Source organism: Phycisphaerae bacterium (genome assembly GCA_024102815.1).
Classification (GTDB): Bacteria; Planctomycetota; Phycisphaerae; order UBA1845; family UBA1845; genus JAGFJJ01.
Map to the genome: position 1 here is coordinate 95502 of JAGFJJ010000045.1, position 26274 is coordinate 121775.

The 26274-nt window shown below is 62.8% G+C and carries 25 protein-coding genes; 4 read left to right on the forward strand and 21 right to left on the reverse strand.

All coding sequences use genetic code 11. The features are described from left to right. Positions 1-21: 21 nt before the first annotated feature. The 21 genes from J5J06_09985 to J5J06_10085 all read right to left on the reverse strand — a co-directional run bounded on the left by J5J06_09985 (position 22) and on the right by J5J06_10085 (position 22965). Positions 22-1317 (reverse strand): glycosyltransferase family 4 protein, encoded by a 1296-nt coding sequence (locus J5J06_09985; protein MCO6437404.1) that lies wholly within the window; start codon positions 1315-1317, stop codon positions 22-24. Continuing rightward, positions 1314-2336: a polysaccharide deacetylase family protein gene (locus J5J06_09990; GenBank protein ID MCO6437405.1), complete on the reverse strand. Its 1023-nt coding sequence runs from the start codon at positions 2334-2336 to the stop codon at positions 1314-1316. The genes J5J06_09985 and J5J06_09990 overlap by 4 nt, the downstream gene beginning before the upstream one ends. A 106-nt stretch (positions 2337-2442) precedes the next feature. Next, positions 2443-3486 carry a glycosyltransferase gene (locus J5J06_09995; GenBank protein MCO6437406.1) on the reverse strand — a complete coding sequence of 348 codons (1044 nt, stop codon included), beginning with the start codon at positions 3484-3486 and terminating at the stop codon, positions 2443-2445. 10 nt (positions 3487-3496) lie between these two features. Next, positions 3497-4561: a glycosyltransferase family 2 protein gene (locus tag J5J06_10000; protein MCO6437407.1), complete on the reverse strand. Its 1065-nt coding sequence runs from the start codon at positions 4559-4561 to the stop codon at positions 3497-3499. An 80-nt stretch (positions 4562-4641) separates the two neighbouring features. Next, entirely contained in the window at positions 4642-5109 is a 468-nt protein-coding gene (locus tag J5J06_10005) for a dTDP-4-dehydrorhamnose 3,5-epimerase family protein (protein ID MCO6437408.1), read from the reverse strand. A 68-nt stretch (positions 5110-5177) separates the two neighbouring features. Continuing rightward, positions 5178-6044 (reverse strand): dTDP-4-dehydrorhamnose reductase, encoded by an 867-nt coding sequence (rfbD, locus tag J5J06_10010; protein ID MCO6437409.1) that lies wholly within the window; start codon positions 6042-6044, stop codon positions 5178-5180. Positions 6045-6102: 58 nt separating this feature from the next. Continuing rightward, the gene (locus tag J5J06_10015) at positions 6103-7152 is read right to left on the reverse strand and encodes an SDR family oxidoreductase (GenBank protein ID MCO6437410.1); all 1050 of its coding nucleotides are present in this window, start codon (positions 7150-7152) and stop codon (positions 6103-6105) included. A gap of 38 nt (positions 7153-7190) precedes the next feature. Further along, a complete protein-coding gene (locus J5J06_10020) occupies positions 7191-8627 on the reverse strand; it encodes a hypothetical protein (GenBank protein ID MCO6437411.1) in 1437 nt (478 codons plus the stop codon). A gap of 51 nt (positions 8628-8678) precedes the next feature. Beyond that, the gene (locus J5J06_10025) at positions 8679-10043 is read right to left on the reverse strand and encodes a hypothetical protein (protein ID MCO6437412.1); all 1365 of its coding nucleotides are present in this window, start codon (positions 10041-10043) and stop codon (positions 8679-8681) included. A 37-nt stretch (positions 10044-10080) separates the two neighbouring features. Continuing rightward, complete coding sequence (locus J5J06_10030; GenBank protein MCO6437413.1) at positions 10081-11172, reverse strand: glycosyltransferase family 4 protein; 1092 nt, start codon at positions 11170-11172, stop codon at positions 10081-10083. After that, a complete protein-coding gene (locus tag J5J06_10035; protein ID MCO6437414.1) occupies positions 11169-12695 on the reverse strand; it encodes an oligosaccharide flippase family protein in 1527 nt (508 codons plus the stop codon). The genes J5J06_10030 and J5J06_10035 overlap by 4 nt, the downstream gene beginning before the upstream one ends. Before the next feature lie 585 nt (positions 12696-13280). Beyond that, positions 13281-14999: a hypothetical protein gene (locus J5J06_10040; protein MCO6437415.1), complete on the reverse strand. Its 1719-nt coding sequence runs from the start codon at positions 14997-14999 to the stop codon at positions 13281-13283. Between the two features lie 219 nt (positions 15000-15218). Then, positions 15219-15449: a hypothetical protein gene (locus J5J06_10045; protein MCO6437416.1), complete on the reverse strand. Its 231-nt coding sequence runs from the start codon at positions 15447-15449 to the stop codon at positions 15219-15221. Positions 15450-15620: 171 nt separating this feature from the next. Then, positions 15621-16709, reverse strand: coding sequence for a chemotaxis response regulator protein-glutamate methylesterase (locus tag J5J06_10050; GenBank protein MCO6437417.1), 1089 nt, complete (start codon positions 16707-16709; stop codon positions 15621-15623). Positions 16710-16767: 58 nt separating this feature from the next. Then, on the reverse strand, positions 16768-17625 hold the full coding sequence (locus J5J06_10055) for a protein-glutamate O-methyltransferase (protein MCO6437418.1): 858 nt from the start codon (positions 17623-17625) through the stop codon (positions 16768-16770). Further along, positions 17622-18107 carry a chemotaxis protein CheX gene (locus J5J06_10060; protein ID MCO6437419.1) on the reverse strand — a complete coding sequence of 162 codons (486 nt, stop codon included), beginning with the start codon at positions 18105-18107 and terminating at the stop codon, positions 17622-17624. The genes J5J06_10055 and J5J06_10060 overlap by 4 nt, the downstream gene beginning before the upstream one ends. Further along, a complete protein-coding gene (locus J5J06_10065; GenBank protein ID MCO6437420.1) occupies positions 18064-18489 on the reverse strand; it encodes a response regulator in 426 nt (141 codons plus the stop codon). The genes J5J06_10060 and J5J06_10065 overlap by 44 nt, the downstream gene beginning before the upstream one ends. Positions 18490-18499: 10 nt before the next feature. After that, positions 18500-19378, reverse strand: coding sequence for an HDOD domain-containing protein (locus J5J06_10070; protein MCO6437421.1), 879 nt, complete (start codon positions 19376-19378; stop codon positions 18500-18502). Then, positions 19375-19851, reverse strand: a complete 477-nt coding sequence (locus J5J06_10075) for a chemotaxis protein CheD (GenBank protein ID MCO6437422.1) — start codon at positions 19849-19851, stop codon at positions 19375-19377. The genes J5J06_10070 and J5J06_10075 overlap by 4 nt, the downstream gene beginning before the upstream one ends. A gap of 112 nt (positions 19852-19963) precedes the next feature. After that, a complete protein-coding gene (locus tag J5J06_10080) occupies positions 19964-20464 on the reverse strand; it encodes a purine-binding chemotaxis protein CheW (GenBank protein MCO6437423.1) in 501 nt (166 codons plus the stop codon). Positions 20465-20502: 38 nt separating this feature from the next. Continuing rightward, positions 20503-22965, reverse strand: a complete 2463-nt coding sequence (locus J5J06_10085) for a chemotaxis protein CheA (protein ID MCO6437424.1) — start codon at positions 22963-22965, stop codon at positions 20503-20505. Positions 22966-23357: 392 nt separating this feature from the next. Here J5J06_10085 and J5J06_10090 point away from each other — a divergent pair, with 392 nt between their 5' ends. The 4 genes from J5J06_10090 to J5J06_10105 all read left to right on the forward strand — a co-directional run bounded on the left by J5J06_10090 (position 23358) and on the right by J5J06_10105 (position 26173). Beyond that, positions 23358-23999, forward strand: coding sequence for a riboflavin synthase (locus tag J5J06_10090; GenBank protein ID MCO6437425.1), 642 nt, complete (start codon positions 23358-23360; stop codon positions 23997-23999). Then, positions 23996-25090 (forward strand): 4-hydroxythreonine-4-phosphate dehydrogenase PdxA, encoded by a 1095-nt coding sequence (pdxA, locus tag J5J06_10095; protein MCO6437426.1) that lies wholly within the window; start codon positions 23996-23998, stop codon positions 25088-25090. Before J5J06_10090 ends, pdxA begins: the two co-directional genes overlap by 4 nt. Positions 25091-25519: 429 nt before the next feature. Then, a complete protein-coding gene (locus J5J06_10100) occupies positions 25520-25732 on the forward strand; it encodes a dodecin domain-containing protein (protein ID MCO6437427.1) in 213 nt (70 codons plus the stop codon). Between the two features lie 237 nt (positions 25733-25969). Further along, a complete protein-coding gene (locus J5J06_10105) occupies positions 25970-26173 on the forward strand; it encodes a cold-shock protein (protein MCO6437428.1) in 204 nt (67 codons plus the stop codon). Positions 26174-26274: the final 101 nt, after the last annotated feature.

Genomic DNA, 26274 nt, shown 5'->3' on the forward strand with positions numbered 1-26274 from the left:
TTTTGGCGGGCACAGCCCGACTTACCTTGTGGTCCGCACGGCGGACCCTTCGGATAGCTCCGCGCAGACCGAAGCCTGCGGCTCGCGATTGGCGAGACGCTCGCGCAGCAGTTCGACGAGCGGCCGGACGGTGACGCGGGAATCGAATTCTCGGACGATGCGTTCCCGAGCCGACGCGGCCATGCGTCGCCTTACTGAGGGATCATCGGCCAAATCGGCGATGGCCTGCGCTAGAAGATCAGGCCGTGCGGGGCTGACCAGCACGCCGTCCTCGCCATCGCGGATCAATTCCGGAATGCCCGTTATTCGTGAGGAGACCGTCGGCAGTCCCGAGGCCATGGCTTCCATCAGCACAACGGGCAGTCCTTCGGAGAAGCTGGGCAGCACGAACACATCCGCCGCGGCATAGAAGTCACCGATGTGGTCCTGCCCGATAGCGCCGGCGAAGGTCACCAACGATTGGATTTCGTGTCGTGCGACTTCCGCTTCGAGCTGCGAACGCTTGGGGCCATCCCCGACGAACGTGCAATGCACCGGTACGCCGCGCTGCTTCAAGTCGTGAAGTGCGGCGAGCAGAACCAGGTGCCCTTTCTCCGGAGAGAGGCGTCCAACGGTCAGGAGCTTCAGTGGATGATCAGGCGAAGGCGCCACGAATTCGCGCGGTCGATCGGCCGGTGGCTGAAAACGTTCGGGGTCGATGCCGCAGAAGACGCGATGGATCCGCGGCCAGTGGTTCGGATCGGATTGCAGCATGGCCTGGGCCCGCCCAAAGTCGGATACGCAGGCGGTGAAGGCCGCGGATGCGATCTTGCTTCGCAGGCGCGACGTGACCGGATCGCCGAAATCTGCATGACCGTGGATGGTGAGACTCCACGACCCATCGCAGATGCAGGCGGCGAGCCTGGCGACGTTGGCGGCGACGTTCGCGAAATGGGCGTGAACATGTCGAATACCACGCCGGCTCAGTTCATCGGCGAGGATGCCAGCCTCCGCGAAGTAATACATGTACCACACCCCGTTGCGCAGGCCCGGGGGTCGATCGCGCAAAGACTCCAGCAGAGCACGGAAGTAGCCGGCCGGCCGTCGGAGGAATGCACGAAGATGGGCGACCAGGAGTCTCAGCGGTCCGGCGGGAAGTATGGCGCGGGTCCGGGCGCTTTCCGCGCGGTCGAGTTCGGTGAGCAGCTCGTTCGGCGGAACGCGGCGAACGGTGAATGTCTGCACGTCGAAGCCGGCGTCGCGCAGGGCGAGAATCTCGCGCATGATAAACGTGTGCGAGATCGCCGGGTAGCGGCTGCAAAGGTAGGCGACCCTCACGGCGAGACTCCATTGGCGGACGGTCGTTCGGTACCACCCCGACGCGCTTCGCGCAGGAAGAGTTTGTCGCCTGCGCCGGTCAATTCCAGGGCGAACAAGGCGTCGGAGGGTCGATCGCTTCCGCCAACGAGACGTTCCTGGGCGACAAACACGCGACGGAGGCGCATGACGTCGCGGTGCGGATCGTTGAGGCCGGGCAGCGTGGTTACGGCCTGTCGAATGCCCGCGTTTCGCGCTTTGCTTACCACGACTTCGTTGAAGTCGCCGTTGGGATAGGCCAGGGACACGATCGGCTGGCCCATAACGGCCGAGAGATCCGCACAGGATCCGGCGAGCTCCTCGTCGATTTCCGCGGGTGCGAGCCGCGGGAGAATGGGATGGGTACGGGTGTGCGAGCCGATCTCGTGCCCCTGGTGGGCGAGCTCGCGCAACTGCTGTGAACTCATGATGGCATCGGCATGGTCGGGAGTGCCGTTCGACGGGCGAACGGACGCAAGCTCGACCGCGCAGGCCACGACTTCGCGCCGGAAGGCGGCGTCGAGCTCCTTGGCCTCGGCCACGATGGTCCGCGCGGGATCATGGGAGACGGATGAGAGTCGTTCCTGCAGCCAGCGACGCGGCTCCTTGGGGCCCTCGCAGGGCGGCGTGTGCTCCACATCGATGGATTCGAGTTTCCGAATCGCCCGGGCGAGACGGTCGTACCAGGGCGATTCATCCGTATCCACGAGCCTGCTGATGGCGAAGAACGTCGCAGGGACGCCGTGCTGTCGAAGGACCGGTGCCGCGAAGGTGGCATTATCGCGATAGCCGTCGTCGAAGGTGACCACAGCCGCGGGCAGGTCGTGTAGCTTGCCGCGGCGGCGTTCTTCGACGGCGTCCCGAAGCGTCAGGCAGCGGTAGTGTCTTGACAGCCAGCGCATCTGCGCGTCGAAGATCTCTGGTGTCACCGCAAGCGAGGGGAACGGCGAACCGGCGCGGTCGTCCTCCGGAAGTACGCGGTGGTAACAGAGGATGATCAAGTCCCGACGGTGGAGCCGTCGGATGAGGGCGCTGATACCGGAGGCGTGCAGCGCGCCGGCAGCGGTCGTGCGGAGGATGGCCTTTACGTGACCCAGAGACGGTATCCTATCGGTACTCGATGAGTGCTTTGGGAGAGCGCTTCAACGTGCTTCGCAACCAGAAGTCAATCGACCCGACCGTGATGGGCAGCTTGGCCACATAGTGGTGCAACGAGTAGAGCACGGCGTCGGAGAGCGAGCCGAGTCGCCCGCGCATGCGCCAGGCATTGCGCATGATGAGCGCGGCCACGAGAATCATCCAGAACACGAACGGAAGGGGCGCCCAAAGGAAGATCGAAAGGATGACGGCGAGCAGGGCGACGGTCACGTGGATCGGCCCGCGCCAGCGCGCCCGCCGCCAGGAGTGCAACTGCGGATGACGTCCGCCGACCTCCGCGTAGGCGTGACCCGTGCGCGTACATCGCTTCCAGTACTGACGGAATCGGGTCATGTTCATGTCGTGCAGGGTCATGGGCTCGTCGAGGCAGAGAATGACCTTGTGCTGTCCGCTGCGGATTCGGAAGCAGAGGTCGGGCTCTTCCCCGGCGATCAGCGTTTCGTCGAATCCGCCGGCCTGGCGTAGCACTTCGCGGCGGAACATGGCGTCGCCGGCGCAACTTTCGGCCTCGCCGGGACCGACGAACCAGTCGTGGTGCGTCCAGAAATTGTAGATGGTCGATCGCGGAGCGACTTCCTCGCGCCGGCCGAACACGCAGGCCACCCGAGGATCACCCATGGCATTGGCCGCTTTTGCGAACCAGTCGCGGTGGATGACCGTGTCGCCGTCGAAGAAGTGGACGAACTCGTGATTGGCCGCGGCGGCGCCCGCATTGCGTCCCGCGGCCGCGCAGGGTCGCGTGGGGTGAATGGTAATTACCTTTGCGCCGCGTTCGGCGGCGATCCGGCAGCTATCGTCGGTCGAATCCGAATCAACGTAGATGATCTCCAGCTTCCCTTCCGGGTAAGCGGCAGCGCGGATGGACTCGAGGCAGCGCACGAGGCGCTGGCCTTCATTTCGGCCGATGACCACGACGCTGATCGACGGTAACGCCTGCGGTGCCTCCGCCGCGCGATCGCCATGGGGCGTCACGACCGACTCTGCGCCGGACATCTGAGACGGGTCATCCGCCATCGGCAAGATAGGGATTGATGAAGACACGGTAAGGCGTTCGATCGGATGCGTTTTTCCCGGTTCGACACAGGCGGGACCAGATGGCGCGCGGCAGGCGCTTCAACGTTCGCCAGTAGAGCCGGAGCAGGAGTTCCTTCTCGAGAATGGCAATCGGCGCCTGGTTGGTGCCGAGGAGCCTGGCCTTGATCAGCACGAGAAGCGCAAGGACGATATGGATGCACTCGACCCACGCCGCGTAGAGCATCCCGCGGTGCTTGACGAAGTATCGCACGCGGCTGTTGCGCTCCACCGTAAGATACTTGATACGCGCTTCGGGGTTGGGGTTGGACTGCGGCTCACTCTGCCGGTCAAGGTGCATAATGCGCGCGTGCGGCGTGTACCAGACGGCGTGGCCCGCCTTGCGTACACGATGGCACCAGTCCACTTCGTCATACGTAAGGAAGAAGTAGGGGTCCAGCCCGCCGACGCGTTCGAGCACCTCGCGGCGCGTGAGAATGGCCGCGCCGCTCACCCAATCCACCGCCCGCTCGTCCTCGCCATCCCACCAGAGCATATCGAAGCGGTTGTAGAAGCGGCTCTTGGGGTGACGCCACGCGAGCCCGGATAGGCCGAAGGCGTAGGAGAGCGCCGTGGGGAAGGCCCGGGCTGATATTTGTCGCGAGCCGTCGCCATTAAGGAGCTTGGGGCCGACGGCGCCGACCTCCGGGCGTTCATCCAGGACCTTGATCAGGATGCAGATTGCGTCCGGTTCGATCACGGTGTCGGGATTCAGGAGAAACACGTAGCCTCCGCGGGCGATGGCGAATGCACGATTGTTGGCCTCGGCGAATCCGAGGTTGGCGCGGTTCTCCAAAATGTGGACCTCGGGGAATTCTGCGCGAACCCACTCGAGTGAGCCGTCCGTGCTTCCATTGTCGGAGAGAATGGTCTCGGCGGCGATGCCGCGCAGCGCCTCGCGCAAGGCGGGCAGGCAGCCGCGCAGCACGCGAAGGTTGTTGTAGTTGACCACCACCACCGTCAGGTCAACGGAGGATGTCTCTTCGTGCTCACCCATTACCAAGAACGACCAGTCGTTTGTGCAACCCGAATCGTGCGAAATACAAGAGCACTGCCCAAGAGCAGTGGCATGCAGCCTTACCGGGCGATGATTTGCCACGGATTGAATCCGATGAGCTTGTCGAACTCGCCGGGCGGGACGCGGGTCTCATCGGGATTCGTACGGTTGTATTCATGGCTGGCCACGCTGCACATCAGCGTGTCGGGCTCGAGGCTCATCCACCCGTGGTAGACGCCCGGTGGGACGACGATCATGCTGGGTTTGCGATCGCTGCCGATGAGAATGTCGTGCTTGCGATACGTCGGGCTGGTCTCGCGGTCGTCGACCAGCACGAACTTGGCCGAGCCGTGGACGATGCAGAACCAGTCGTGCAACTCGCGATGCTTGTGGTAGGCGCGGGTGACAAAGGGGATGCGATCGCCCACCATGTACACCTGCCCGAACTTCGTGACGTATGGGTCACTCCCGTGAACTACTTCGTAGAGGTAGCCGCGATCGTCCTCGTGGACCGTAAGGAGAATCTGCTGTACGTCGTGAATATTCATGGTGAGGTTCCTTATCTCGTAAGAATCTAGAACGGGATCGAATCAGTCAGACGTTGCGCGGGTGGCTCTCAGCCGGCGCGCAAGCCCTTTTCCTCCAGGTAGGCGCCCAGCGCGTCGCGCCAGTGGCGAAGGCCGTTCACACCGAGATCGTCGATCCGGCCGCTGTCCAATCGCGAGTAGACCGGCCGGCGGGCTCGCGAGGGAAACGCCGCCGAACTGACCGGCTCGATGGCGTGCTTCACCCCTGCCAGCTCGAGCGTCGCCGTGGCGAAATCATACCAGGTGCAACCGTCGGCATTGGCGACGTGGACAGTGCCGGTCGCGCCGCGCTGCAGGAGTTGAATGACCGTCCGAACGAGATCGAGCGTGTACGTCGGCGACATGTACTGGTCGTTCACGACCTTGAGGGGGTCTCCCGCCTTCGCTTTTCGAAGGATCATCTCGGGGAAAGTCCATCCCTTCTTGCTGGTCACCGCTCCGAAGAGGCTGCTGGAACGGACGATCAGGTGATTCTCCGCGGTCATGCGCACGCACTGCTCACCGGCGACCTTGCTGACGCCATAGACGTTGACCGGTCCGACGATGTCGTCCTCCAGGTAGGGCTCCTTGCGGTTCGACTGCTGCCCGAAGACGTAGTCGGAACTGAAGTAGACGATCTTCCGCCCGCCGACGGCCGCCGCGCGTGCGACGTTCAGCGCCCCGAGCGCGTTGACGGCGAAGGCCCGGTTTCCGTCGTCCTCGCAGCCGTTGACATCGTGAAAAGCGGCAAGATTGATGATGACGTCGGCGTCCATCGAGGACAGACATCGCTCGACCGAGGCGGCATCGGTGATATCCAGGTCCGCCCGGGTGAGCGGGATCCACTGTGTGGGGGAAAGCACCTTGCGGAACTCCTGTCCCACCTGCCCGGCCGAGCCGATTACTGCGAGTTTCATAGTCACCTCAATACGTCACGAGCCAACGAGCGTCGCCGTTCAATCCGCCGCGCAAAGCCTATCGTTCCCGTGGTGCTTCGCCGGGGAGGAACACGCTTCCCCCCATGGCCTTCAATCGCGTCTCCATGTCGCACAGGAGCTCAAGCCAGCGGATGTTGTAATAGATCGGGTTGTCGATATCGATACCGCCTTCGAGTTCATCCCACATCTCATCGACGGAGCGCCCCATTTCGTGCTGCGGATTGAATCCCAGGGCGTTGCGGAATCTGTCTCCGTCCACGCGATAGCTGCGAGAGATGCCCACGGGCTGGAGATCCAGATCCAGGCGGATGCCCTTGTGTCCCTCCAGCGTGCGGCGCACCTCATGGGCGAGCTTGATCACCGGATAGTTATCCGACAGGGCGTTGAATATCTGCCCTTTGACCTTGGCTTCCGGCGCGGACAGGGCGATGCGATACGCGTCGACGGCATCATCGATGTGGAGCATGGGCCGCCACATCCGCCCGCCCGCGTGCAGCGTCAACCGCCTCTTGGAATAGGCGTCGCGGGTGAAGGTATTGATCACCAGGTCGTAGCGCATGCGCGGTGACTGTCCGTAGACGGTTCCCTTGCGCAACATGACCGGGCAGAAATTGCTGTCGGTGAGATTGAGCAGGCCGATCTCCGCCTGGCGCTTGGACCACGAGTAGGGTGCCTGCGGGTCGACCGGGAACTCCTCGCTCCGCATCTCGTTGTCCGGGTTCATGGTGTAATAGATGGAGCACGACGAGGCGAACACGAAGCGCTTGACCCCCGCCTTCTTGGCCATTTCGCCAATGCGGATCGTGGCATCGGTATTCATGGCCTTGTTGGCCGCGGGATTGAACTCGGCGGTGGGGTCGTTGGAGAGCCCCGCCAGATGGACCACGGCGTCCATATCCTTCAGCGCTGACGGCGGCAGGGCCAGGATATCTCCGGGGATGAGTTCGATCCGGTCGCGGACGGGAGCGAGACCGCCGTCACCGAAGATGAGCTTGTCCACCACGCGGACGTTGTGCCCGTCCGTCAGAAGCGCGGGGATGAGGCGACAGCCGATGTATCCCGCTCCGCCGGTAACCAGTACGTTCATGCTACATTCCTTCTAATGAACAAACCCGCAGCGCGGAATCAGGGTTTCCGTGCGATGCTGTCCGAGGCCAATTTTCGGAGCGCGACGGCCCAGCTCGTGCCGTGGTCCAGAATCACGTCTCGATAACTGCCTGCGCCGCCCTCTCCCGGTATATCGGCTGAGCCGAGGGGCGGTTCCACGCTGGCGGAATCTTTGAACGCCTCGGCCACAGCTTGGGCGACCACTCCGTTGCCCTGGGCCGTCAAATGGGAATCGTCCAGGAAAAACGACTCCGGCGACATGCCGCCCAGCTCCGCTTCGCGAAGCAACGCGGGCATTAGATCGAGGAAGGCCAGTTTGTGCTCTTGGGAGTAGTCGGACAGCCGTCGCTGGGGGGCGTTCCTGCTCCTCGGGTTGGCAAGCTGGCTGCGGTAGGGGACCACGGCCAGAAGCAGACCCAGTTCTTCCGAGCGGTTGAGGTCTACGAGCTTATCCAGTTCAATTTCCTGCTGCTGCCACGCTTCTTCGATCTGGGCGGCGTAGGGCTGTTCCCAGAGCAACCGGACGGCGTAGGCTTCGCGCCGCTGGGCCTCGGCAGTCGTCGGTGTCAGAGCAGTAAGTATTCCGCTGTAGTGGCGGAGGTGGGCGATCGAGCGGAAGAACCATGCGCCGGTACCGTCCGGAACACCCTGGAAACCGAGCCCCGTCCCTCCGAAACTGCGCAGGGCGGTGTACTTCTCAGTGATGTCGTTCAAGCAGATCAATAAGATGACCAGTCGCGGCCTGTAGCCGTGCTCCAGACAACGGCGGAGCTGATGCGTCTCCTGAAATGTGCAATAACCCGGGACACCTGTGTTCACCACGTCCCAGTACATCTCGGGGCGTTGTTTATTCAGGAGTCCCTGGAGAATCTGCGGGTAGGCATATTCCGCGTCCGAACCCTGACCGAATGTGACGGAATCGCCCAGGCAAATGACGCGCACAACGTTTGGATTCGTTTTCAACGAGATCGGAGGGGAACGGAAACCATCGGCGTTTGTGATCAGGGGGACGCCCGCATACAGCCCATTGAAATTAGGCTTCAATTGCCAGCCGACTTCCGGTGCAGATTCAAAGGCCGTTACGCCGCCGGGCACCCGAGGATAGCGAAAGGCAGCAACCAGTTCGAGACCGATGAGCAGACTGACGAAAAAATAGGCGCCGAGAAGGATCCTTATGGCGGCCCAACGCTTCCCGAGCCGCAGTACTCCAAGAGTGACCATGATTGAGATCAGCGCAAGTGCAGCGGCATACGTCGCACTGCACGCCGCATTGAATCCTCCTCGCCCGGCCAGACCGCCATGTTGCCAAACGACAACGGCGATTGCGGCAACGACCAAAGAAACGGCCGCGCCGATGAGCCCAAGCATCATGCCTCCACGCCGAAGCAGCGCGGTGCCGCCGGGGGCAATCTGGTCCCGGGGATCCGACAGGCTACCTTCATCCGGTTGCTGCATTCTCCAGGCTTACCTGCCTAAGCGCGGCACGCGTCCCGCTTACTGGTTTTCCTACGTTGTCCCCCCCGCGGCATACCCGGCAAATACGGTCCGATGGGCACTGACAAAGCGCTCACGTTGCAGCGCGGCCGTCAGATTCGTAACCAGACCTCCACAGGCTAACGTCAGAACGGGGCTCACGAACGCGTTAAACACGAGATTACAGGACTGAATCGCCACGGCCACGAGCAGAGCCATGACCACCGCCTCGCCCTCGAAAGGCGCGCGGACGCGGGCACTGATCAGGAGGGGATAGCACCACCAGAGAAAAAACAAGGTCAGGCCCGAAAGTCCGTAGATGCCGACGTAGATGATCCAGAGGCCGTCAACGGCCGTGACCGATTCGCCCTGCTCGTCGTAAACACGGTTTCGCCCCCAGCCGCCCCAGCCGAAAATCGGACGTTCCTTGGCGTGCTCCAGCAGGAGTTCCTCGGCATCAATCCGATACTGGAGCGAAGCAGCGCGCTCTTCGGATAGGACTTCCACGTTTCGTGTCAGCCAGTCCCCCTGCGTGACGCCAGTATAGCGGGCTGACATCCAGGCAAAGGCAAAGCAGGCGGGGAGGACCACAATCCAGCGCGCCCCCGTCCTGGACCATACCCACAGAATGCCCAATCCCCCGATCGCCAGAATCCAGGGGCCCAACGACATGGAGGTGAGCAGTCCCAGTGTAGGCAGAGCGACGAGCACTTCGGCCGGGACCCCGAACATGGGCGTAAGCTGCTTGCGAAGGTACATCCACCAGGCGAGAACCGTGGTCCAGGCGAAGAAAGTCCCAAGAGCGAGGTTGGCCGAGAAGAACAGGATGGGGCGATAAAATCCCCAGCGGGCGGCGATCATGAACCCCCGTTCCTGCGGGTAGAATCCGTACAGTGAGGCGTGGAGCTGGGGGCTCATGCGCCATTCCCAGACAGCCAGGATGGCGTAGATCGCTGCAAATCCCACGAAGACGCGCCCCGCCTCCCAGCGGTCGCGTGGTGTATTGAGCAAGGCCCGCCCGAATACGAATGGGACACCGTAGTTGAGCACCTGGCTGAACGTCGCGGACATTCCATCCCACGAACCCAGCCCGTTCACGACGGAGGTTACGTACACGCTGATCGCAAAAAAGAGCAGCAGGATTTCGGCCCAGCCGAACCGCAAGCGGGCCAGCAAGGCCGGCTGAAATAGCGCAATCCCGCAGAAGACACCAAGGCTCGTGCTCATCACCTTGTCGATGTCCGGCAGGCCGGAAATCGACACGCGGGCAACGGGCAGAAACAGCCAGCCGAAGCTGAACGCGACACTTACCGCCCGGACAGGTGACATCAGCGCAAACAGGACCGCGCAGGCCGGCACCCAACCGATCAGTACGAGGAATGTGAAGGATTGGTCCATCCGTCTTCGTTCGTGTTCGCAGTCCGCGCCCGGCCGGCTACGTCGCGGCTGTCATTCTTGTCGCGGAAAGAAGGGCGGCTTCGAAACGGTCCGTGGCATCGTCCCATGAATAGGCCCGTGTGGCTTCGAATGCCGCGTCAGACATCGCCTGCCATGTAGCCTCGTCCATGCGGCAGATCTCAACGATCGCCCGAGCCATGTCGGCGTCGTCGTCCATGTTCACCAGGAGTCCTCGGCCTCCTTCGAGCAACTCCGGCGCGGCACCGGCCGGCGTGGCGATGACCGGCGTACGGCACGCCATGGCCTCCAGAATCGGCAGCCCGAATCCTTCCTTGCGACTCGAGAAGAGCCACGCATCGCAACCGGCATAGATCGTGGCCAACTCATCTTCGCGGGCATGACCGTTATGCACAGTGCCCGGTGGCAGGGGCAGATCTTCCGACGGCGGTCCGCCGCCGAACGTGATCAACTTCAGCGCGGGGATCTGCTCGCGGGCGAGACGCACCGCCGCCAAGGCCGTGTCGCATCCCTTTTGGGGGCGACGAGAATAGACGGTTCCGACCGTCGGTGCGGGCTGTTTGCCGCGCCGCGGGGCCTGGAACTGCTCCTGGTCCACGCTATTGAGTACCAGGTCGATCTCGCTCCCGGCGCAGTGCTCGACGACGAGATCACGCAGCCAGCGGCAGATGGTGATCTTGTGCAGTGGCAACCGCCACGTTTCCGCGACCTTATCCAGCGGCTGCCCCCCATGCGCGCCGTAGTCCTGCACGAAGTAGGCCTTGGCCCCTTTTCGCGGCGAGAATCCCGCGACCCAATGGGCGGTTTCCCACCACGTCGCAATAACTACATCCGCGTCGGGAACATCGGCGTCCGTCATCGGCCGCCAACGGTCGATCACGCGATGGTCCACGCCTGTGGCGTCCAGGTAGGAAGCGGGGCGGGACTCGGCGCTCGGCCAACCTCTTCCATCGACGAGGCTGCGAAAACGCTGCTTGATGGGAATCGGTCGGCGCGGCGTCGAGACCACGTAGACCTGATGACCTCGGCGACGGAGTCGCTCGGCGTAAATGGCAATGACCCTTGTGCCGCCGAGGTAATTGGCGTCCGGAAGGACGAAGGTGATTTTCACGATGCGAACATCCTCCGCACGGAGGGCATGCGATACAGCGCGATTGCCCATGCGGCAGCACCGGTCGCGCCGACCAGGAGAAACACGGCTGCGTCGGGCAAGCCCGTTCGGGTGAGACCCGACGCCAGGACGACTCCTGCGGCCGCGGCGCCGGCGGTCAGGAAAATGAACGGCACGTCGGCACCGATGCCGGGCAGTCCGATACGACGGACGGCCGTGGCGGACACCAGGTAACGGCAGGCCTCGGCGAGCACGAGGCCGCCGACCGCTCCGTAAAATCCATACAGTCCAAAGCCCAACGGGATCAGCGCGATAAGTCCAACGAGCTTCGCGAAATTTCCGGCCGCGACCCACGATGGACGTCCCGTGGCCAGCAGGGCGCTTCCGTTGGTGCATTCGAGAATCTGGAACCAGGCCATGACGGCCAGGAGCTGCATCAGCCCGCCGGCGGCATGGAACTCAGGCTTGTACAGTGATCGAACAAAGTAAGGCCCCGAGGCGATCGTCAACGTGATCAACGCCGCGCCGACGAGCAGCAATGGGCGGCGAGCGCGGACGTAAGCGGATGGAAGGTTGCCGCCTTCGCGCACGACGCGACTGTAGGCCGGGAAGACCACGCTCGATCCGATTCGCACGATGACCTGCGTGGGCATCGTGGCGAACAGGAAGGCAATCCCGTACACACCGAGCATGGCGAAGGGGATGGTCTTGGCGAAGATCAACTTGTCGGACTGAGCGGCCAGAAACGTCGTGAGCGTGCTCAGGAAGATCCATCTCCCGAAATGAACGAGTTCCCGCGCGGCTTGTGAATCCCAGCGGAGTCGGCAGGGCACCCCAGGAAGCAACAGATGCGAGAGCGTCATCCTGATGGCCCCACCCAGCACGGTTCCGGCGACGAGCGCCCAGACCGTGGGGTGCAGCACGGCCCATACGATGGTGACCGTCAGCCCCAGCGCTTGTGCCAGCAGCTCGAGCATCGTCAATCGGCCCAACGCGAGGTTTCGGTTGTGGATAAATAGTGCAGTGGAGTTGAATCCCGTCGCTAGGGCGAACAGTCCTGCTGCCGGCAGCAGTGCAGCGAGCTCGGGCTGCTCGTAGAAGCTCGCCAGCGGTACGGCCAGGACGCATGCCGCGACCCAGAGAGCGCCTCCGCGGATGACCTGCACTGTCCAGGCGGTGTTGAGGAAGGCCGGGTCATCGCCGCGTCGATTCTGGATAATACTGGGGCCGATGCCCACGTCCGAGAACATCTGAAGCCCTTGAAGCACGACGTTAACAAGTGTCATCAGGCCGAACGCCTCGGGCACCAAGAGGCGGGCCAGGACCACGTTCCCGGCCAGTCGTAGGACCTGCGACGTACCGTACCCCAGGATCGTCCAGATCGAGCCGCGGACGGCCCGGGCGCGGATCGTGCCTCCATCGGGCTTCGGGGAAGAGGTCCCTGCTTCCGACAGAAGCGGGGCTGGCGGGACAGCGGCCGCACGATCCGCGGGCATCAGGTTGGCTTGTCGGGTCGTACTCATTTCGAGCCCCGTGGGCTTGTGGGGCATCCTTCTTCGATCCGTCACAGCAGGGGAGGCATGATCTTCGGGCAGACTCCGTCCCCGTCGAGTACCGCCTGATTACGACGGAACTCTCTTAGGAACAATATGTTACGTCGCATCGAGGGCGAATCAGACCACTTCTCAATGTCCCGCGACGACACACTTCCAGCGCCAGCGGGTGGCCGAAACTGCTATCAAACTCGCCTCGTGCGCCCTGTGAGAATGTTCGGCCCCGGGGGGCTTCCCCTTGAGCGGTACGCCGGTGGGGCAGGGACCACCGATTCGCGAGGTCCAATTTCTTGGGGCCCTCGACTCCGACCGTACATCAATGCCACTTGAGTGCTGAGCGCGTCATTCTAGTCCGGACCAGGGGGCCTACAAGCAGGGGGGCGTTAGCGCTGCGAAAACGGGACGGTTCACCGGGCGGCGCGCAAAGAGGCCCCCATCGAAATCCGATTCCGATGGGGGCCGGTCTGACGCGTTGCGTGTCGGCCTGCGTTCCGCGTCCCAACAACGTTGCGGAATGCGGCGCGGCCGCCCTCAAGAGACCAATCGCTCAGCGGATCAATAGCCGCTGAAGCCGGTCTGAATGAAATCGGTCCGCTGCGTCTGCGTGACCGTCGAAGTCGTCGTCGTTTCCGGCAGGTCAACGTGATCCAGGCGGACGGACAGGACGCACTCCTGCTGAAGGGCGTTGGCCACCTGCACCGGAACGTTGTCATTGACCATCGTTGCCGAGACGAGACGCGTCGGTCCGTGCTGGAAGATGACCGTGCTGTTCTTGGCCAGCGTGGTCAGCGTCCCCTTCGCGCGGTTGATGGCGTCGGCCTGCTGATCGAGGTTTTGCAGCATCGCCTGCGTCTGCTGCCGCTCACCCTGAAGGGCGACGCGATTGGCGCTTGTCACCTTGCTGCGGTTGTAGAGGCTGTCGAGACGCTGCATCTCGGTGTCGAACACGACGCGCTCGCGGTCCAGTTCGCTCTTGACTTGATCGAGCACGTTGAAGTTGTCGTTCGGCGTGAGCATCTCGGCGACAAACGCCAGACCGATGGCCCGCTCGCGGCAGTCGGCGACCTGGTCGTTCAGGCGGTCGATCTGCGCCAGCGTCCGCTGCAAGCGGATCTCGTTCGTGACGAAGCGCTGATTGTGGTGATACAGGTGGTCGGTGACCGTGAAGTAGTTCTTTCGGCGAACCAGGCGCTTGGCCTCTTCCTGAAGGACATTGCGGATGCCCAGAAGGTCGCTCCGCAGATCATTCAGACGCTGGAGCTTGCCCATGGTCTGGTCGTAGTCGGCGGCGAGGACGACCTTGGTCACCGGCTGGCCGCTGCGGACCAAGTTGAGATCCTGGTTGTTGAATGTCGGGTTCGTCGTCGGGAAGAAGGGCTCGGTCCCGCCGGGCATGAGCAACACGTCGGCGAAGCTGAAGGATTCCGTCAACGCCGTCTGGAACTGGGCCTGCTCGGCCGCTTCCTGCGCGATGGCGCGATTGATGCGATTCTCGAGACGATCCAACTCGCGAACCTGCTTCTGGAACTGGCGGAAGTCGCCCGCATCGCCGCTGTCGAATTTTCCGGCAACGCCGGCTTCATAGCCCAGCCACTGCTTGTAGTCGCGTACGCCGTCGCGCCACTGGCGATAGGTATCCAGCAGGCCGTTCGTGTGATTGATGCTCAGCCAACCCTGCCAGATGTCGCCGTCATCCACGTCGAAGAAGCGGAAGATGTACGGGCCGGGCTCCAGCGGCGCAGACGTAAACGTCACGTCCTGACCGTTGATGTTCTTGCCCCAGAGCACGACATGGTAGGGACTGGTGGCATCCACCCAGGCGCAGGTGTTGCACGTCGTGCCGTTGCCGTGGGCGCAGTGGCCGCCGCAATCGCCGTGGGCGTACGTGCTCGTGCAGTTCCCATTCGTGCAGTCGTCGGCGACCGTGAAGGCCTTTGTGTTCCAGTACGTGGTTTCGCCACCCGTATTGCAGTTCTTTACGACCTTCGTGCAATCCGAGCAACCCGAGCAGTGGTTCGTGCAATTCGAGCAATTCGAACCGAAGAAGGACCAGCCCTTCGAGCAGTGATTCGTGCAGGTATCGCTGAACGAAGTCAGGCGTGTATTCGCCTGGAAGTCCGGACCGGCCGGCTCAAATCCCGACGGCAGCACGAAACGGACGGACATGGCCGTGTAGTCCGCCTGGTTGGCCGGCGTGTTCTTGTTGAACATGGCGCAGCCACCCATGGCCAGAGTACCGACCAACAACAGAGAAACAGAGGCAACCTTTCGCATCGACTCATCTCCTTTATTGAGGGCGCGGGCGGTTCCAGCCCAACCCGGAACCCATGCATGCGTCACCGCAACGCCAGACGTTCAACGGTATTTCGGCAGGTAGTAGGGGGCAGACCAATAAAACCCGGACCGAGGTTCGCGAAGGTCCGGAAATGAACTCGAGAGGGCCGTCCGATAAGATCGTAGATGCTCCATGCAGGGAAGGGCTGTCTCAGAAGCCTATGATTCGTGCCTCGGAGGGCGTGCGCGGAGCACGTTGTAGATCAGTGCCGTCCACAGGGCGACAACCGTCGCAAAAAGGGCCGTGACCGCCTCCCGATCCGTAAGGATGTCGTTTTCCCACAGAATCCAACTGGCTCCGGCCAGAATCGCAATCACCAATTCCAGCAGGTGGCTGGGGCGTATCGGCGTCGGCGGCGAGCGCATGCGATTGGGATCAAGCGGTACCATGACATGTCTCGGACTTTCCGTTTCCAGTCGCAATGATTCCCCGAGGCAGAGCGTGGGATATCGCCGCGGCCTTCGCAAGCCGATGCGTCCAGCGGCGGCCATGCGTCCGGAATTCTCCGGATTGGCCTGCGTGATTCCGAGGTGGCGTTCTGGGACGTGGCCCGGACGCGATCATGTTCGGATCGCGGCACCGCGCGCCGGTGAGCCGATCCTGCGCAATGCCTGTACGACCAGCCGGGGCATTTCTGTCGGTGAGGCCGCATGTTCGACGGCGCCGATGTCGGCGGCGGCCTTGGGCATGCCGTACACGACACAACTGGCGGCGTCCTGGCCGAAGGTGATGGAGCCCGCCTGGCGCATGGCCAACAGACCGCGGGCACCGTCTGCGCCCATGCCGGTCAGGATGATGCCGACCGTCTGGCGGGCGCATTTCTCGGCGACGGAATGGAAGAGCACGTCGACGCTGGGACAGTGGCGGTTCACCGGCGTGTTGCCCGCGTAGGCCAGCGTGCGGCGCGTGCCGGTCACCCGAACGACGAGCTGGGCGTCGCCACGGGCGATGAACGCACGCCCGGCAATCAGCTCATCCCCCTCCACAGCCTCGCTGACTTTCAGCGGGCAGAAATCGTTCAGGCGTTCCGCGAAGGACGCCGTGAACCCCACGGGCATGTGCTGCACGATGGCGATGGGAGGAGAGTCGGCCGGCATACGCGAGAGCAACGCCTTGATGGCCTCGGTTCCGCCGGTGGATGCGCCCACGGCGATCAGGTAACGCTGGGGATCGATTCCCGCGGCACGGAAGGAGATCTCCGGGACGGCCGGCTTCGCCGCGATGAGCGGCTTGGGCGCGCTGGCCATCGCCGCGGCGCGGACTTTGTCCGCCAGTTCCTCGCCAAGGTGAACCATCGCGGCCGTTCCGCCGGCATTGGGTTTGGCGACGACGTCGACGGCTCCGATCTCGATGGCTTCGAGGGCCAGACGACTGTTGGCCGGGGCGACCCCGCTGCACATCAGCACGGGAACGGGGTAGTGAGCGCGGAGCTTGCGGAGAAAGGTCATGCCGTCCATGCGCGGCATTTCGATGTCAAGGATGATGACGTCGGGGCGATGCTGGGCGATGAGGTCGCGGGCCTCGAAGGGGTCCTTGGCACCTCCGACGAGGTTGATGTCGGGCTGGTCGGAGAGCACCCGGGTGAGAATTGAGCGGATAATCGGCGAGTCGTCGACGATGAGGACTTTGATGGGCTGATTGCGTTTCACCGTTTGACTCCTGCCGATCGCGACGAAATCCGGGGCCTGCCCGCTTCAGTCGCCGGCGCTAGCTTTTTCGGTATACGGTCGGCTCCACATAGGCGAGCGGATGCTCGATTCCGTTAAGGCTCTCCGAATGCCCGATAAACAAATGACCGCCCGGGCGAAGATGCATGGCGAATCGATTGACCAGGCCCTGTTGCGTCGGGCGGTCGAAGTAGATCATCACGTTCCGGCAGAAAATGACGTCAAACCCGTGTTTGAACGGAAACGTCGGGGCCATGAGGTTGAAACGCCCGAAGGTGATGAGATCCCGCAGCGGCTGAATCAGCCGGGCCTTCGCCCCTTGCCCGTCATGGATTTTCTCAAAGTAATTCGAGCAGTAGGCGGGCGGTACCGTACCGAGACGATGCGTTTCATAAGCCGCTTCACGAGCGGTTTTCAACATGCGCGTGGAGATGTCCGTCGCCAGGATGCGGACATCCGCGCGCCGATTTCCCTCCAGGGCATCGGCAATGGTCATGGCAATGGAGTGCGGCTCCTCGCCGCTGGAACAACCGGCGCTCCAGATGCGGAAGTTGTCCGTCGAACGGCGCTTCATTCCGGACTTCCACCAGCGCGATATTAGTTCATGAAGCAGATCGAAGTGTCGCTTCTCGCGAAAGAGGTGCGTGGTGTTCGTGGAGATCGCGTCGAGCAGGTTGCAGAGTTCGGCCCCCGTCTTGTCGCTGCGGACAAGTTCGTAGTATTCGCCGTAGGAGCTCAGGTTCAGTTGGCGAAGGCGTTTCCCCAGGCGGGCGCGAACAAGCTGCGCTTTCTCCGCGCCGAGGTTGATGCCGCTCTCGGCGTAGATGAGCTTCCGGAAGCGCTCGTATTGCTCCTTGGAGATGTCTTCGGTTGCGGCGGTCGTGGGTGGCGCGATCATGGCGACTTCCCGGTACCGGCGAGATCGACCGCCCACCAGATCAGGCGCAGTGGAATTCCCTCGACGCAGAGCACGTCCGTCGCCACGCCGCGTTCCGTGTTCAGCGGTCCGGTGCCGTCATGCTCCACGGAGGGAATTGACAGATTGAATACGTCCTCGGACCCGTGCACCGTGGTGATGAACTGCCCGCAAAGGATGTTCATGAACTCCTTGACGGCGTCCTCCGCCCGCGCGGGAAGATCCGGGTCGTCGCGGTCGAGCCCCAGCAGGTTCGTGGCGAGCAGCTCGGCGAAGGCCTGCGGGCTTGTCAGGCAGAGGGTCCCCGCGCAGGGGCCGTAGTAGCTGACGCGCGTGTGCCAGACCCGCTCGGTTTCGAGTGTGCCTGCTCCGTTCGCATTGTCGCCATCTGTAAAGAGGAAGGCGAGGTTGGCGAGCACATCAGAAACTATCGTCGTCAGCGTCCCGGTATTCGGTCTTGCCATCGGGCAGTACTCCGAGAATAGGCATCAGCACGTCACGAAGTTGTTCCGGCTGAAAGGGCTTGCGTACGTATCCGGCCACGCCCAGTTGACGCAGTTCGGCGATACGCTGCTGACTTCCCTCGGTCGAGGCGACGACGACGGGAATGTCGCGCAGGCGATCCACCTGCTTCATACGCGTGAGCAGTTGCACGCCGTTCATCGTGGGCATGTTGATGTCCACGAGCAGCGCCGCGAAATCGTGGTCGTGCAGTTGGGCAAGGGCTTCGATTCCGTTGGCGGCTTCGCGAATATCGCCGACGTCCAGGCCGGTCATGCGGATGGTCCGCTTGATCATGGCGCGGATGGTCGCCGAATCGTCGACGATGAGAATGTCTCTATTCATCGGTCGTCTCCTACCTCGCCCCCGTCCCTACCGCGTCGGTCGTGCCCTGGGCGAACAACGCCTGCACGCGTTGAAGTTCCATGGTTACCTCCAAGCCAATTCGTTCCAGGTCGGCCTCGCGCAGACCGCAGCGCTCCATCACGGCACCGTCCGCCCGATAGCTCAGTCCGTCCTCACCGATTCCGATTCCCAGCAGCAGGCAGACGCAATCCCCGATGTGGACCGCATCAACAAGCGGATCGGCGGGATGGGCATCGTGGGGCGTATGGTGGAAGCGTATGCAGCGGACAATCGTCTCGGGGAGTGACCATTTCTCGGCGATCTGCGCTCCGACCTCCGCGTGAGAATATCCGAGGATTTCCTGCTCGGCCTCCCCAAAGCTGACCTTCCGCTCCGTGACGAGGCGCATGATTTCCTCGAACTCGCGCGAGACATGGTTGGACAGCACCACCTTGCCAATGTCGTGGAGGAGCCCGGCGGTGAAGGCCATGGCCGCGCTCGGCAGCTTGAGAATCGTCGAGATGGCCGAGGACGCCAACGCCACCGCCACGGAGTGTTTCCATAGCAGGCCCGGTGCAAGCCCGTACCCTTCCTGAGGCCGCGCCAGCAGCGAGTTCGTATGCACGGACATGACCAGTTGCAGCACCCGGGAGGTCCCCAGACATACCATCGCGTCACTCAGCGATGTGATCTTTCGCGACAGCCCGAAGTACGCGGAGTTGCAGAGTCGAAGCACATCGGCCGTGACCACCTGGTCGTATCGCACGGCCTCGACAATGTCGTCGACACTGCTTCGCGGATCCCCCACGGCCTTCATCAGCTTCAAGGCCGTGTCCGGCAAGGCCGGCAACGCTTTCACCTGGGCGACGATCTCCGCAATCGTGGTCATAGTTCGACCTCCTGACCCTGACTCCGGACCGTCACGCGTCCCGTGCCGACGTCAAGCCGTACGGTGCGACTGATATTCCCGCCCACGTCCTCAGCGTCGATGAGTACGCCGTTCTTCCAGAAGATCTTGCGGAGCATGACGTAGTTCCGCTTGCCGATGTTGAACGTGCCTGCATCGTCCAGGAGTTGTGACCCGCCGGCGACCTTGACCACCATGCGCTTCTTGGTGGCTCCGAGTTCGTAGGCGGCACGAAACAGCTTGGGAATGCCCAGGTCCGCGAACATCGCGGGATTGGCGACGGCTTTCTCCTTGGATAGCGACGAATCCGGAAGCATGTAGTGGATCATGCCGCCCACGCGGACTTCGGGATCCCAGACCGTCACCCCGATACAGCTGCCCAGCGAATAGGTCACCAGGGTGCAACCGGGGTTGCTGGAGACCTTGACATCAGCGATATCCACGACTTGGTCCATCGATGATCCAATCCCCGAACGTGGCCCGATTTCCCCCGGGCGACGCTTTCACCACCGACGTCCGTCGAGCTTCCGTCTTCCGCAGCGGAAACCGAGTGGCCCGACGCCTGACTTACGCGCCGCTGACCTGGTCGGCGATCCGGACCAGCTCTTCCTGGGTCAGAACACGGTCAATGTCGAGGAGGATCTTCACCGTGTCCTTTACCTTCCCCATGCCCAGGATAAAGCTCGTATCAATGGACGAGCCGAAGCTCGGCGCCGGTTCGATATCCGAAGACACGATGTCGTGCACCTCGGACACCGTATCGACGATGATGCCCATCAGGGCACCCACGTCGACGACGATGATGCATGTCTGCTCGTTGTAAGCGATGCGTTCCAGGCCGAACTTGGCCCGCAGATCGATCACCGGAATCACCTTGCCCCGAAGGTTGATGACGCCCTCCACGAACGACGGCGTCTGCGGAACCTTGGTGATGTCCATGATGCCGATAATCTCGCGCACCTTCAGAATTTCCAGGCCGTATTCCTCGCCGCCGAGCAGGAATGTCAGATATTTCCCTCCAAGCGAGCGATCCTGTTCCAGCTCCTGCTGAGCGACGGGCGTGTCCATCAGGTCCTGCATTGCATTTCTCCCAAATGGCAAATGGGTCAAAGGGCTGCCGGTACGGCGGCGGATTCCGGAATGTCCTGTGCGTCCGCTGCTTCCAGGCCGAGAGGTACCGCGGAAGTGGGCGTTGCCGACGGCCGGCAGAGACTGGGTAACGCTTCCCGGTCGTAGGCCGCGGCGATTCCTCCCGGCTCGACGATCAGGCCGATGCGTCCGTCGCCGAGGATGGCGCCGCCGGACACGCCGCGAATTCCCTTGAATCGTTCGCCCAACGACTTGATGACCACCTGTTGCTGATCCAGAAGCTCGTGGACAACCAGGCCGATAATCCGCCCGTCGTCACAGCGCGCCACGACGACCATCGCCTCGCAGGGCTCCACGCGGTCGGCCAGGCCGAACAACTGCCCGATTTGAATCAAGGGGATCAACCTCCCGCGCAGCGACAGCGCTTCCCCGCGCTGCTGCACGGTGGTCACCTGCGACGGCGTCGGCCGAAGGGACTGCTCGATGGTCAGCGTGGGAATGATGAATCGCTCATTCCCCACGCGCACGATCATGCCGTCGATAATCGCCAGGGTAAGCGGGAGTCGAATCGAGAACGTGCTTCCCCTGCCGATTTCGGACGAGATGTCCACGCGCCCGCGAAGCAACTCGATGTTGCGACGGACGACATCCATGCCCACGCCTCGACCCGAGATATCCGTCACCACCTTCGCGGTGGAGAAACCCGGGGCGAAGATCAGGGCGAAGGCCTGCTGGTCCGTCAACTCCTCTTCCGGTCGAACGAGCCCCTTCTCAATGCCCTTGGCAACCAGCTTGCGTGCGTCCATGCCCCGTCCGTCGTCCGTGATTTCGATCACGATACTGCCGCCCTGGTGGAAGGCGCGCAAATGGATGCGGCCGAGCTGGGGCTTGCCCGCCGCCAGGCGCTCCTCGGGCGGCTCTACGCCGTGATCCACGGCGTTCCGCACCATGTGCACCAGAGGATCGCCGATCTGCTGAATGACATTCTTGTCGAGCTCGGTTTCCTCACCGGTAATGATCAGTTCGACCTGCTTGCCCGCCTTGCGGGCCACGTCGCGGACGAGCCGCGCCATTCGCTGGAATGTCGAGGCAATGGGCAGCATGCGCATCGCCATCGCCACTTCCTGGACATCGCGGACGATCTTGGTGACCTGCGTGACGCCCTTGCTGAGCTTGGGATCGGTCACGATGAGCCCATGGGAGTTCACCTGAGCCTGAGCGATGACCAGCTCGCCGACCATGTCCACGAGCTGGTCAAGCTTGTGCGTATCGATGCGTACGGACTGGTCACCGCGAACGGCTGCACTGGCGATCCCGTCCTCTGTGCCGCGCATGGCCTGGCTGACCTGTCGCGCCGTCACCAGATCATTATCGCGCAGGATTTCACCCACCGGCTTCGACGAACCATGCTCCTGCTGATCCACCGCAAACTGCACGGCCTCCGGTGCAACGGCGCCGCGTTCGACGAGCTGTTCCCCCGTCAGGCGCGCGGGTCCGCCGGACTGGCGTCCGCGCGGCTCGATGGTTCCCGCGACGACTTCCCTGAGGAATCCGATCAACTCGCTGACGGGCGGTTGGGGTACGGGTCCGGACGTGGGCGACTCGAGGAATGTCGATACCGCCTGAATCTGGGCCTTCAGTACGTCTACGACATCAAAGATCAGATCAATAAGCCCCGGCGTGACGGGACGCTGGCCCTTCCGGGCCTGGTCGAGCAGGGTCTCGGCCACGTGCGTCAGGCTGTTGATGTCCCGAAGATTGAGGAATCCTGCGGCGCCCTTGATGGTGTGGAAAGGCCGAAACAGGTCATCGATGCGGGCCGTATCACCCGGACTGCGCTCCACTTCCAATACCGAAGACTCGATGTTCTCGATGTGCTCAAACGCTTCCTCGATGAATCCCTTGACAAAGTCCTGCTCTTTCTCGTCGATCAGCAGGGGTTCCTGCTGGTAGGCTTCCACGGCTTTGGCTTCAGCGGCAGTCGAAGTCGAAGCGGCCGGGGCCTGCTCCTCAGGCTTCTCGCTGCCGAAATCCACGTAAGGAACGGAATCCGTCGCCGCGGAAGGCTCCTTGCCGTCATCGAAGATTCGATCGAGCCGCTGGGCGACTTCCGCGTCTGAAAGGGCGGCGTTGGCTGAGGCCTGCGATGCCGTCTCGCTCGGCGCACCCTCAGGCTGCGGCGTTTGCACCAACTCGCCCAGCTTCTTGGCGGAATCTTGCGTCTGATGAAGTGCCTGCTCCGCGTCGGGTATCTCGTCCAGGATGATGCCTGCAAGCGACTTGCCGATTTCGCCTGCCAGCTTCGCGGCACTGCTGTTGGGGCATACACCGTTCGGGTCGCACGCCAGGACGATCGCTTCACACCAGCCGTGCATCTTCGCCAGCGTGCTCAGATCATCGCATGCGACGTCCGATGCGGCCTGGTTGAGGTTCGCGACAACGGCCAGCAGGTCTTCAAGATGCTCGATTTTATCGTCCATGGCGATCATCCGAAGGGGCAGTCCTTCCGCGCGCGGCCTCCCGCACGAGCGGTTGACCCGCGAACGGACCGTTCGTGGACCGTTCCCACACTCGGGACATCGGATAGCTCGGGAACGCAATTGACTCGCAGCTTTTTCGATAGGGCAATCACCTACATTTCAGGATGAAGGCAAGACGCCGGTTTGCGCAGCTTGGCGCTGAACAAGATTTCGGAGCGACGCGACGGAAAGCTGGGTTGGTTTGCATAGCCGATAATAAGGCCTCTGCGAGCAGTGCCATGCCGTTTGCCCCCGCCGCAAGTTCCTTGACACTCTTCATCTCGGCTCTAGCATGATTAGCGGTGCGAGGTACGTCCTAAAAGGACGCTCGTTACGCGTTGAAAGCGGCGTGCATGTTTACCGGAATTGTCGAGGAAACCGGCGTCATTCGAGCCGTGAACACCGTCTCCGGCGGGCGGGCGCTTTCCATAGAGGCGCGGGCCGTCGTCGATGGCGTTGTTCCCGGGGCGAGCATTGCCGTAAGCGGCGTTTGCCTGACGGTCACCGCCGTTCAAGCGCCCTTGCTGACATTCGATGTCATCGCGGAGACGCTGGCAAAGAGCACGCTCGGCAGGAAGCGAGTCGGTGACCGTGTCAATCTGGAGCGATCCCTGCGGGCGGGCGACCGCATCGACGGGCACTTTGTGCAGGGGCACGTCGACGGGACGGCCGGCGTCGATCGACTCCAGGTGTCGCCGAAGGAGTGGGTGGCTTGGCTTCGCCCGCAGGCCGCACTGCGGTCCTATCTCGTGCCCAAGGGTTCCGTGGCACTGGACGGCGTGTCGCTGACCATCGCCGACCTGCGCGACGACCTGTTCTCCGTCGCCCTCATTCCCACGACGCTTGAACGGACCACCCTGGCCAAGCTGGCTGTCGGTGATCATGTCAATGTAGAGACCGATGTGATTACACGGACCGTGGTTCATTGCCTGGATCGAATGCGCGACGAGGGTGGTCTGACCCTGGAAAAACTGAAAGCGGCGGACTTCCTATGAGCCCCGCTGCCCGTGACAACGTTGCCGCGTCCGCATTGAACCAGACCCGCCCGCTGATCGGGATCACCATGGGGGATCCCAGCGGCATCGGCGGCGAAGTCATCGTCAAAGCCCTGGCCGACCCTGATTTGCGGTCGATTGGGCGGTTCGTGATCTACGGCCTGCATGACGAACTGCTCGCGGCGGCGGACGGAGCCGGAATCGCGCCGTTCTGGTTCGACGTGCCCCACAGCCGACAGTGGCACGTGGATACGGGCGTCGTGGTCTGCGATTACCCGGAGTTCGCCCGCGGCAACTGGTTTACAGGACGGCCCAGCGAATCGGGCGGACGAGCTTCCCTGGCCTTTCTGGATGACGCCATCGCCCACGCTCGCGAGGGTTCCATCGACGCCCTGGTCACGGGACCGATTCACAAGGTGAGCTGGAACCTGGCTAGATGTCCCTTCCCGGGACACACCGAGAGGCTCGCTCATGCCTGCAGTGCTTCGCGAGTGACCATGGCCTTCATTGCCGGGCGACTTCGCGTGGCGCTGGCGAGCATCCATTTGCCGTTGTTCGAGCTGCGCAACCATTTCACCATCGGACTGGTATTTCAGCCCATCGATCTGCTTCATGTCGCGCTTCGCGACGGGTTCGGCATTGAACATCCCCGCATCGCCGTTGCCGGGCTCAATCCGCATGCAGGCGAGGAGGGACGGTTCGGTGATGAGGAAGCCCGGATTATCGAGCCCGCCATGCAACTGGCCCGCAACAGCGGCATCGATGTCGAAGGCCCATTCCCCGCGGATTCGCTGTTCACGACGGCGTTCCGTTCGCGCTACGACGGGATTGTGGCCATGTACCACGATCAGGGGTTGATCCCCGTCAAGATGCTCGCCTTCCACAGTGCCGTGAACATCACCCTGGGATTGCCGATCATTCGCACCAGCCCCGACCACGGAACCGCCTTTGACATCGCCGGCACGGGCGCCGCCGACGCCGGCAGCATGTCCGAAGCGATTCGTCTTGCCTGCCGCTTGGCGCGCCAGCGCCGGATGTCCGCGCAAGCCGCCACAACGACACCGGCCGTGCAGGGCAGCGCCGGCCCCTGACGCTTCCAGGCTTTCCAATTGTGCCCCGTCTCGTTCTTATGGCGCATTGCGTTGCTTCCGGCGTTGCGACGCGATTCTCTGGGGGATCTGGAGGGGGAGCGATGCAGGCCGGACGAAGGGCTCGCCCGACCTGCATCGCATAAGCCGGTGCGTCACGCCGGCGAAGATTGGGCTTTCGTTGACTCTGCCTGAGGGCAGGTTGACGTTTCGCGCTTCCCCTTGGGCTTGGGCGTGCCTTGTGCGTGAACCCCACTCCTAATTGCATGAGACGTTGCGAATATTCCCCGGCGTTCAGAAAGGAGTGTAAGACGTTGTCGGGACATCGGGTCGACGTCTGGTCGGCCGGAGGTTAGCCTTGATCCTGTGTCGGGAAGGGCCGCGCCCGTGGGCGAGCCGAGCATCCGGCATGGTCAAACTGGAGCAACGGACATGTCTGAGAGCATCTACAAGATCATCGAACTGGTCGGCACGAGCGAGAAGTCCTGGGAGGACGCTGCCCGGATGGCCGTAGAGGAAGCAGGCAAGACGCTCAAGAACCTCCGGGTCGCGGAAGTGCAGAAATTGGACATGAAGGTGGAGGACGGCAAAGTCACCGCCTACCGCGCGCGGGTGATGCTGTCGTTCAAATACGACCGCGCATAGCGCACGGACCGCCGAATCCCAATACGACGGTGGACGCTCGAAACCGTCCAAACCGGCGCCGCGAATGCAATGCGACCTTCTCGCGCCGCGGTTCCGGGACGTTTCTTGACGGCCCCAGGGAATTCGCTCATACTTTACGCAGCATTTCACCCGTCTGCGCCTCGGCCCCGGGTTTGCGAAGCAATGTTTGTTTCAGGTTGGCCGGTGCGCGGGGTGGGAGCATGTCGAGGAAGTACGATGAAGGGTACGGTCAAGTGGTTTAATGACACCAGAGGATTCGGGTTCATCACCCCCTCTGACGGCAGCTCGGACATCTTTGTCCATTACACCGACATTGAGGGTGCGGGTCACCGTACGCTTCACGAGGGCGAGCAGGTCGAATTTGAATCGACGCAGGGCGAGCGAGGCCCCAAGGCGACCAACGTGAAAGTTGTCGCCTGACCGGTCGCGGCGCCACGCAGTAGAGACAGATTCGAACACGCATCGGACAGTCCGCGAGCAGGCCGTTCGCCGGACGACAGGAAGACTCCCTCTTCATTTCC

Excerpts from the sequence above, each read along its gene's own strand:
- J5J06_09995 (MCO6437406.1), bottom strand. The coding sequence starts at position 3,486 with ATGTCCGGCGCAGAGTCGGTCGTGACGCCCCATGGCGATCGCGCGGCG.
- J5J06_10000 (MCO6437407.1), bottom strand. The coding sequence starts at position 4,561 with ATGGGTGAGCACGAAGAGACATCCTCCGTTGACCTGACGGTGGTGGTG.
- J5J06_10005 (MCO6437408.1), bottom strand. The coding sequence starts at position 5,109 with ATGAATATTCACGACGTACAGCAGATTCTCCTTACGGTCCACGAGGAC.
- rfbD (MCO6437409.1), bottom strand. The coding sequence starts at position 6,044 with ATGAAACTCGCAGTAATCGGCTCGGCCGGGCAGGTGGGACAGGAGTTC.
- J5J06_10015 (MCO6437410.1), bottom strand. The coding sequence starts at position 7,152 with ATGAACGTACTGGTTACCGGCGGAGCGGGATACATCGGCTGTCGCCTC.
- J5J06_10020 (MCO6437411.1), bottom strand. The coding sequence starts at position 8,627 with ATGCAGCAACCGGATGAAGGTAGCCTGTCGGATCCCCGGGACCAGATT.
- J5J06_10025 (MCO6437412.1), bottom strand. The coding sequence starts at position 10,043 with ATGGACCAATCCTTCACATTCCTCGTACTGATCGGTTGGGTGCCGGCC.
- J5J06_10035 (MCO6437414.1), bottom strand. The coding sequence starts at position 12,695 with ATGAGTACGACCCGACAAGCCAACCTGATGCCCGCGGATCGTGCGGCC.
- J5J06_10040 (MCO6437415.1), bottom strand. The coding sequence starts at position 14,999 with ATGCGAAAGGTTGCCTCTGTTTCTCTGTTGTTGGTCGGTACTCTGGCC.
- J5J06_10045 (MCO6437416.1), bottom strand. The coding sequence starts at position 15,449 with ATGGTACCGCTTGATCCCAATCGCATGCGCTCGCCGCCGACGCCGATA.
- J5J06_10055 (MCO6437418.1), bottom strand. The coding sequence starts at position 17,625 with ATGATCGCGCCACCCACGACCGCCGCAACCGAAGACATCTCCAAGGAG.
- J5J06_10060 (MCO6437419.1), bottom strand. The coding sequence starts at position 18,107 with ATGGCAAGACCGAATACCGGGACGCTGACGACGATAGTTTCTGATGTG.
- J5J06_10065 (MCO6437420.1), bottom strand. The coding sequence starts at position 18,489 with ATGAATAGAGACATTCTCATCGTCGACGATTCGGCGACCATCCGCGCC.
- J5J06_10070 (MCO6437421.1), bottom strand. The coding sequence starts at position 19,378 with ATGACCACGATTGCGGAGATCGTCGCCCAGGTGAAAGCGTTGCCGGCC.
- J5J06_10075 (MCO6437422.1), bottom strand. The coding sequence starts at position 19,851 with ATGGACCAAGTCGTGGATATCGCTGATGTCAAGGTCTCCAGCAACCCC.
- J5J06_10080 (MCO6437423.1), bottom strand. The coding sequence starts at position 20,464 with ATGGACACGCCCGTCGCTCAGCAGGAGCTGGAACAGGATCGCTCGCTT.
- J5J06_10085 (MCO6437424.1), bottom strand. The coding sequence starts at position 22,965 with ATGGACGATAAAATCGAGCATCTTGAAGACCTGCTGGCCGTTGTCGCG.
- J5J06_10090 (MCO6437425.1), top strand. The coding sequence starts at position 23,358 with ATGTTTACCGGAATTGTCGAGGAAACCGGCGTCATTCGAGCCGTGAAC.
- pdxA (MCO6437426.1), top strand. The coding sequence starts at position 23,996 with ATGAGCCCCGCTGCCCGTGACAACGTTGCCGCGTCCGCATTGAACCAG.
- J5J06_10100 (MCO6437427.1), top strand. The coding sequence starts at position 25,520 with ATGTCTGAGAGCATCTACAAGATCATCGAACTGGTCGGCACGAGCGAG.
- J5J06_10105 (MCO6437428.1), top strand. The coding sequence starts at position 25,970 with ATGAAGGGTACGGTCAAGTGGTTTAATGACACCAGAGGATTCGGGTTC.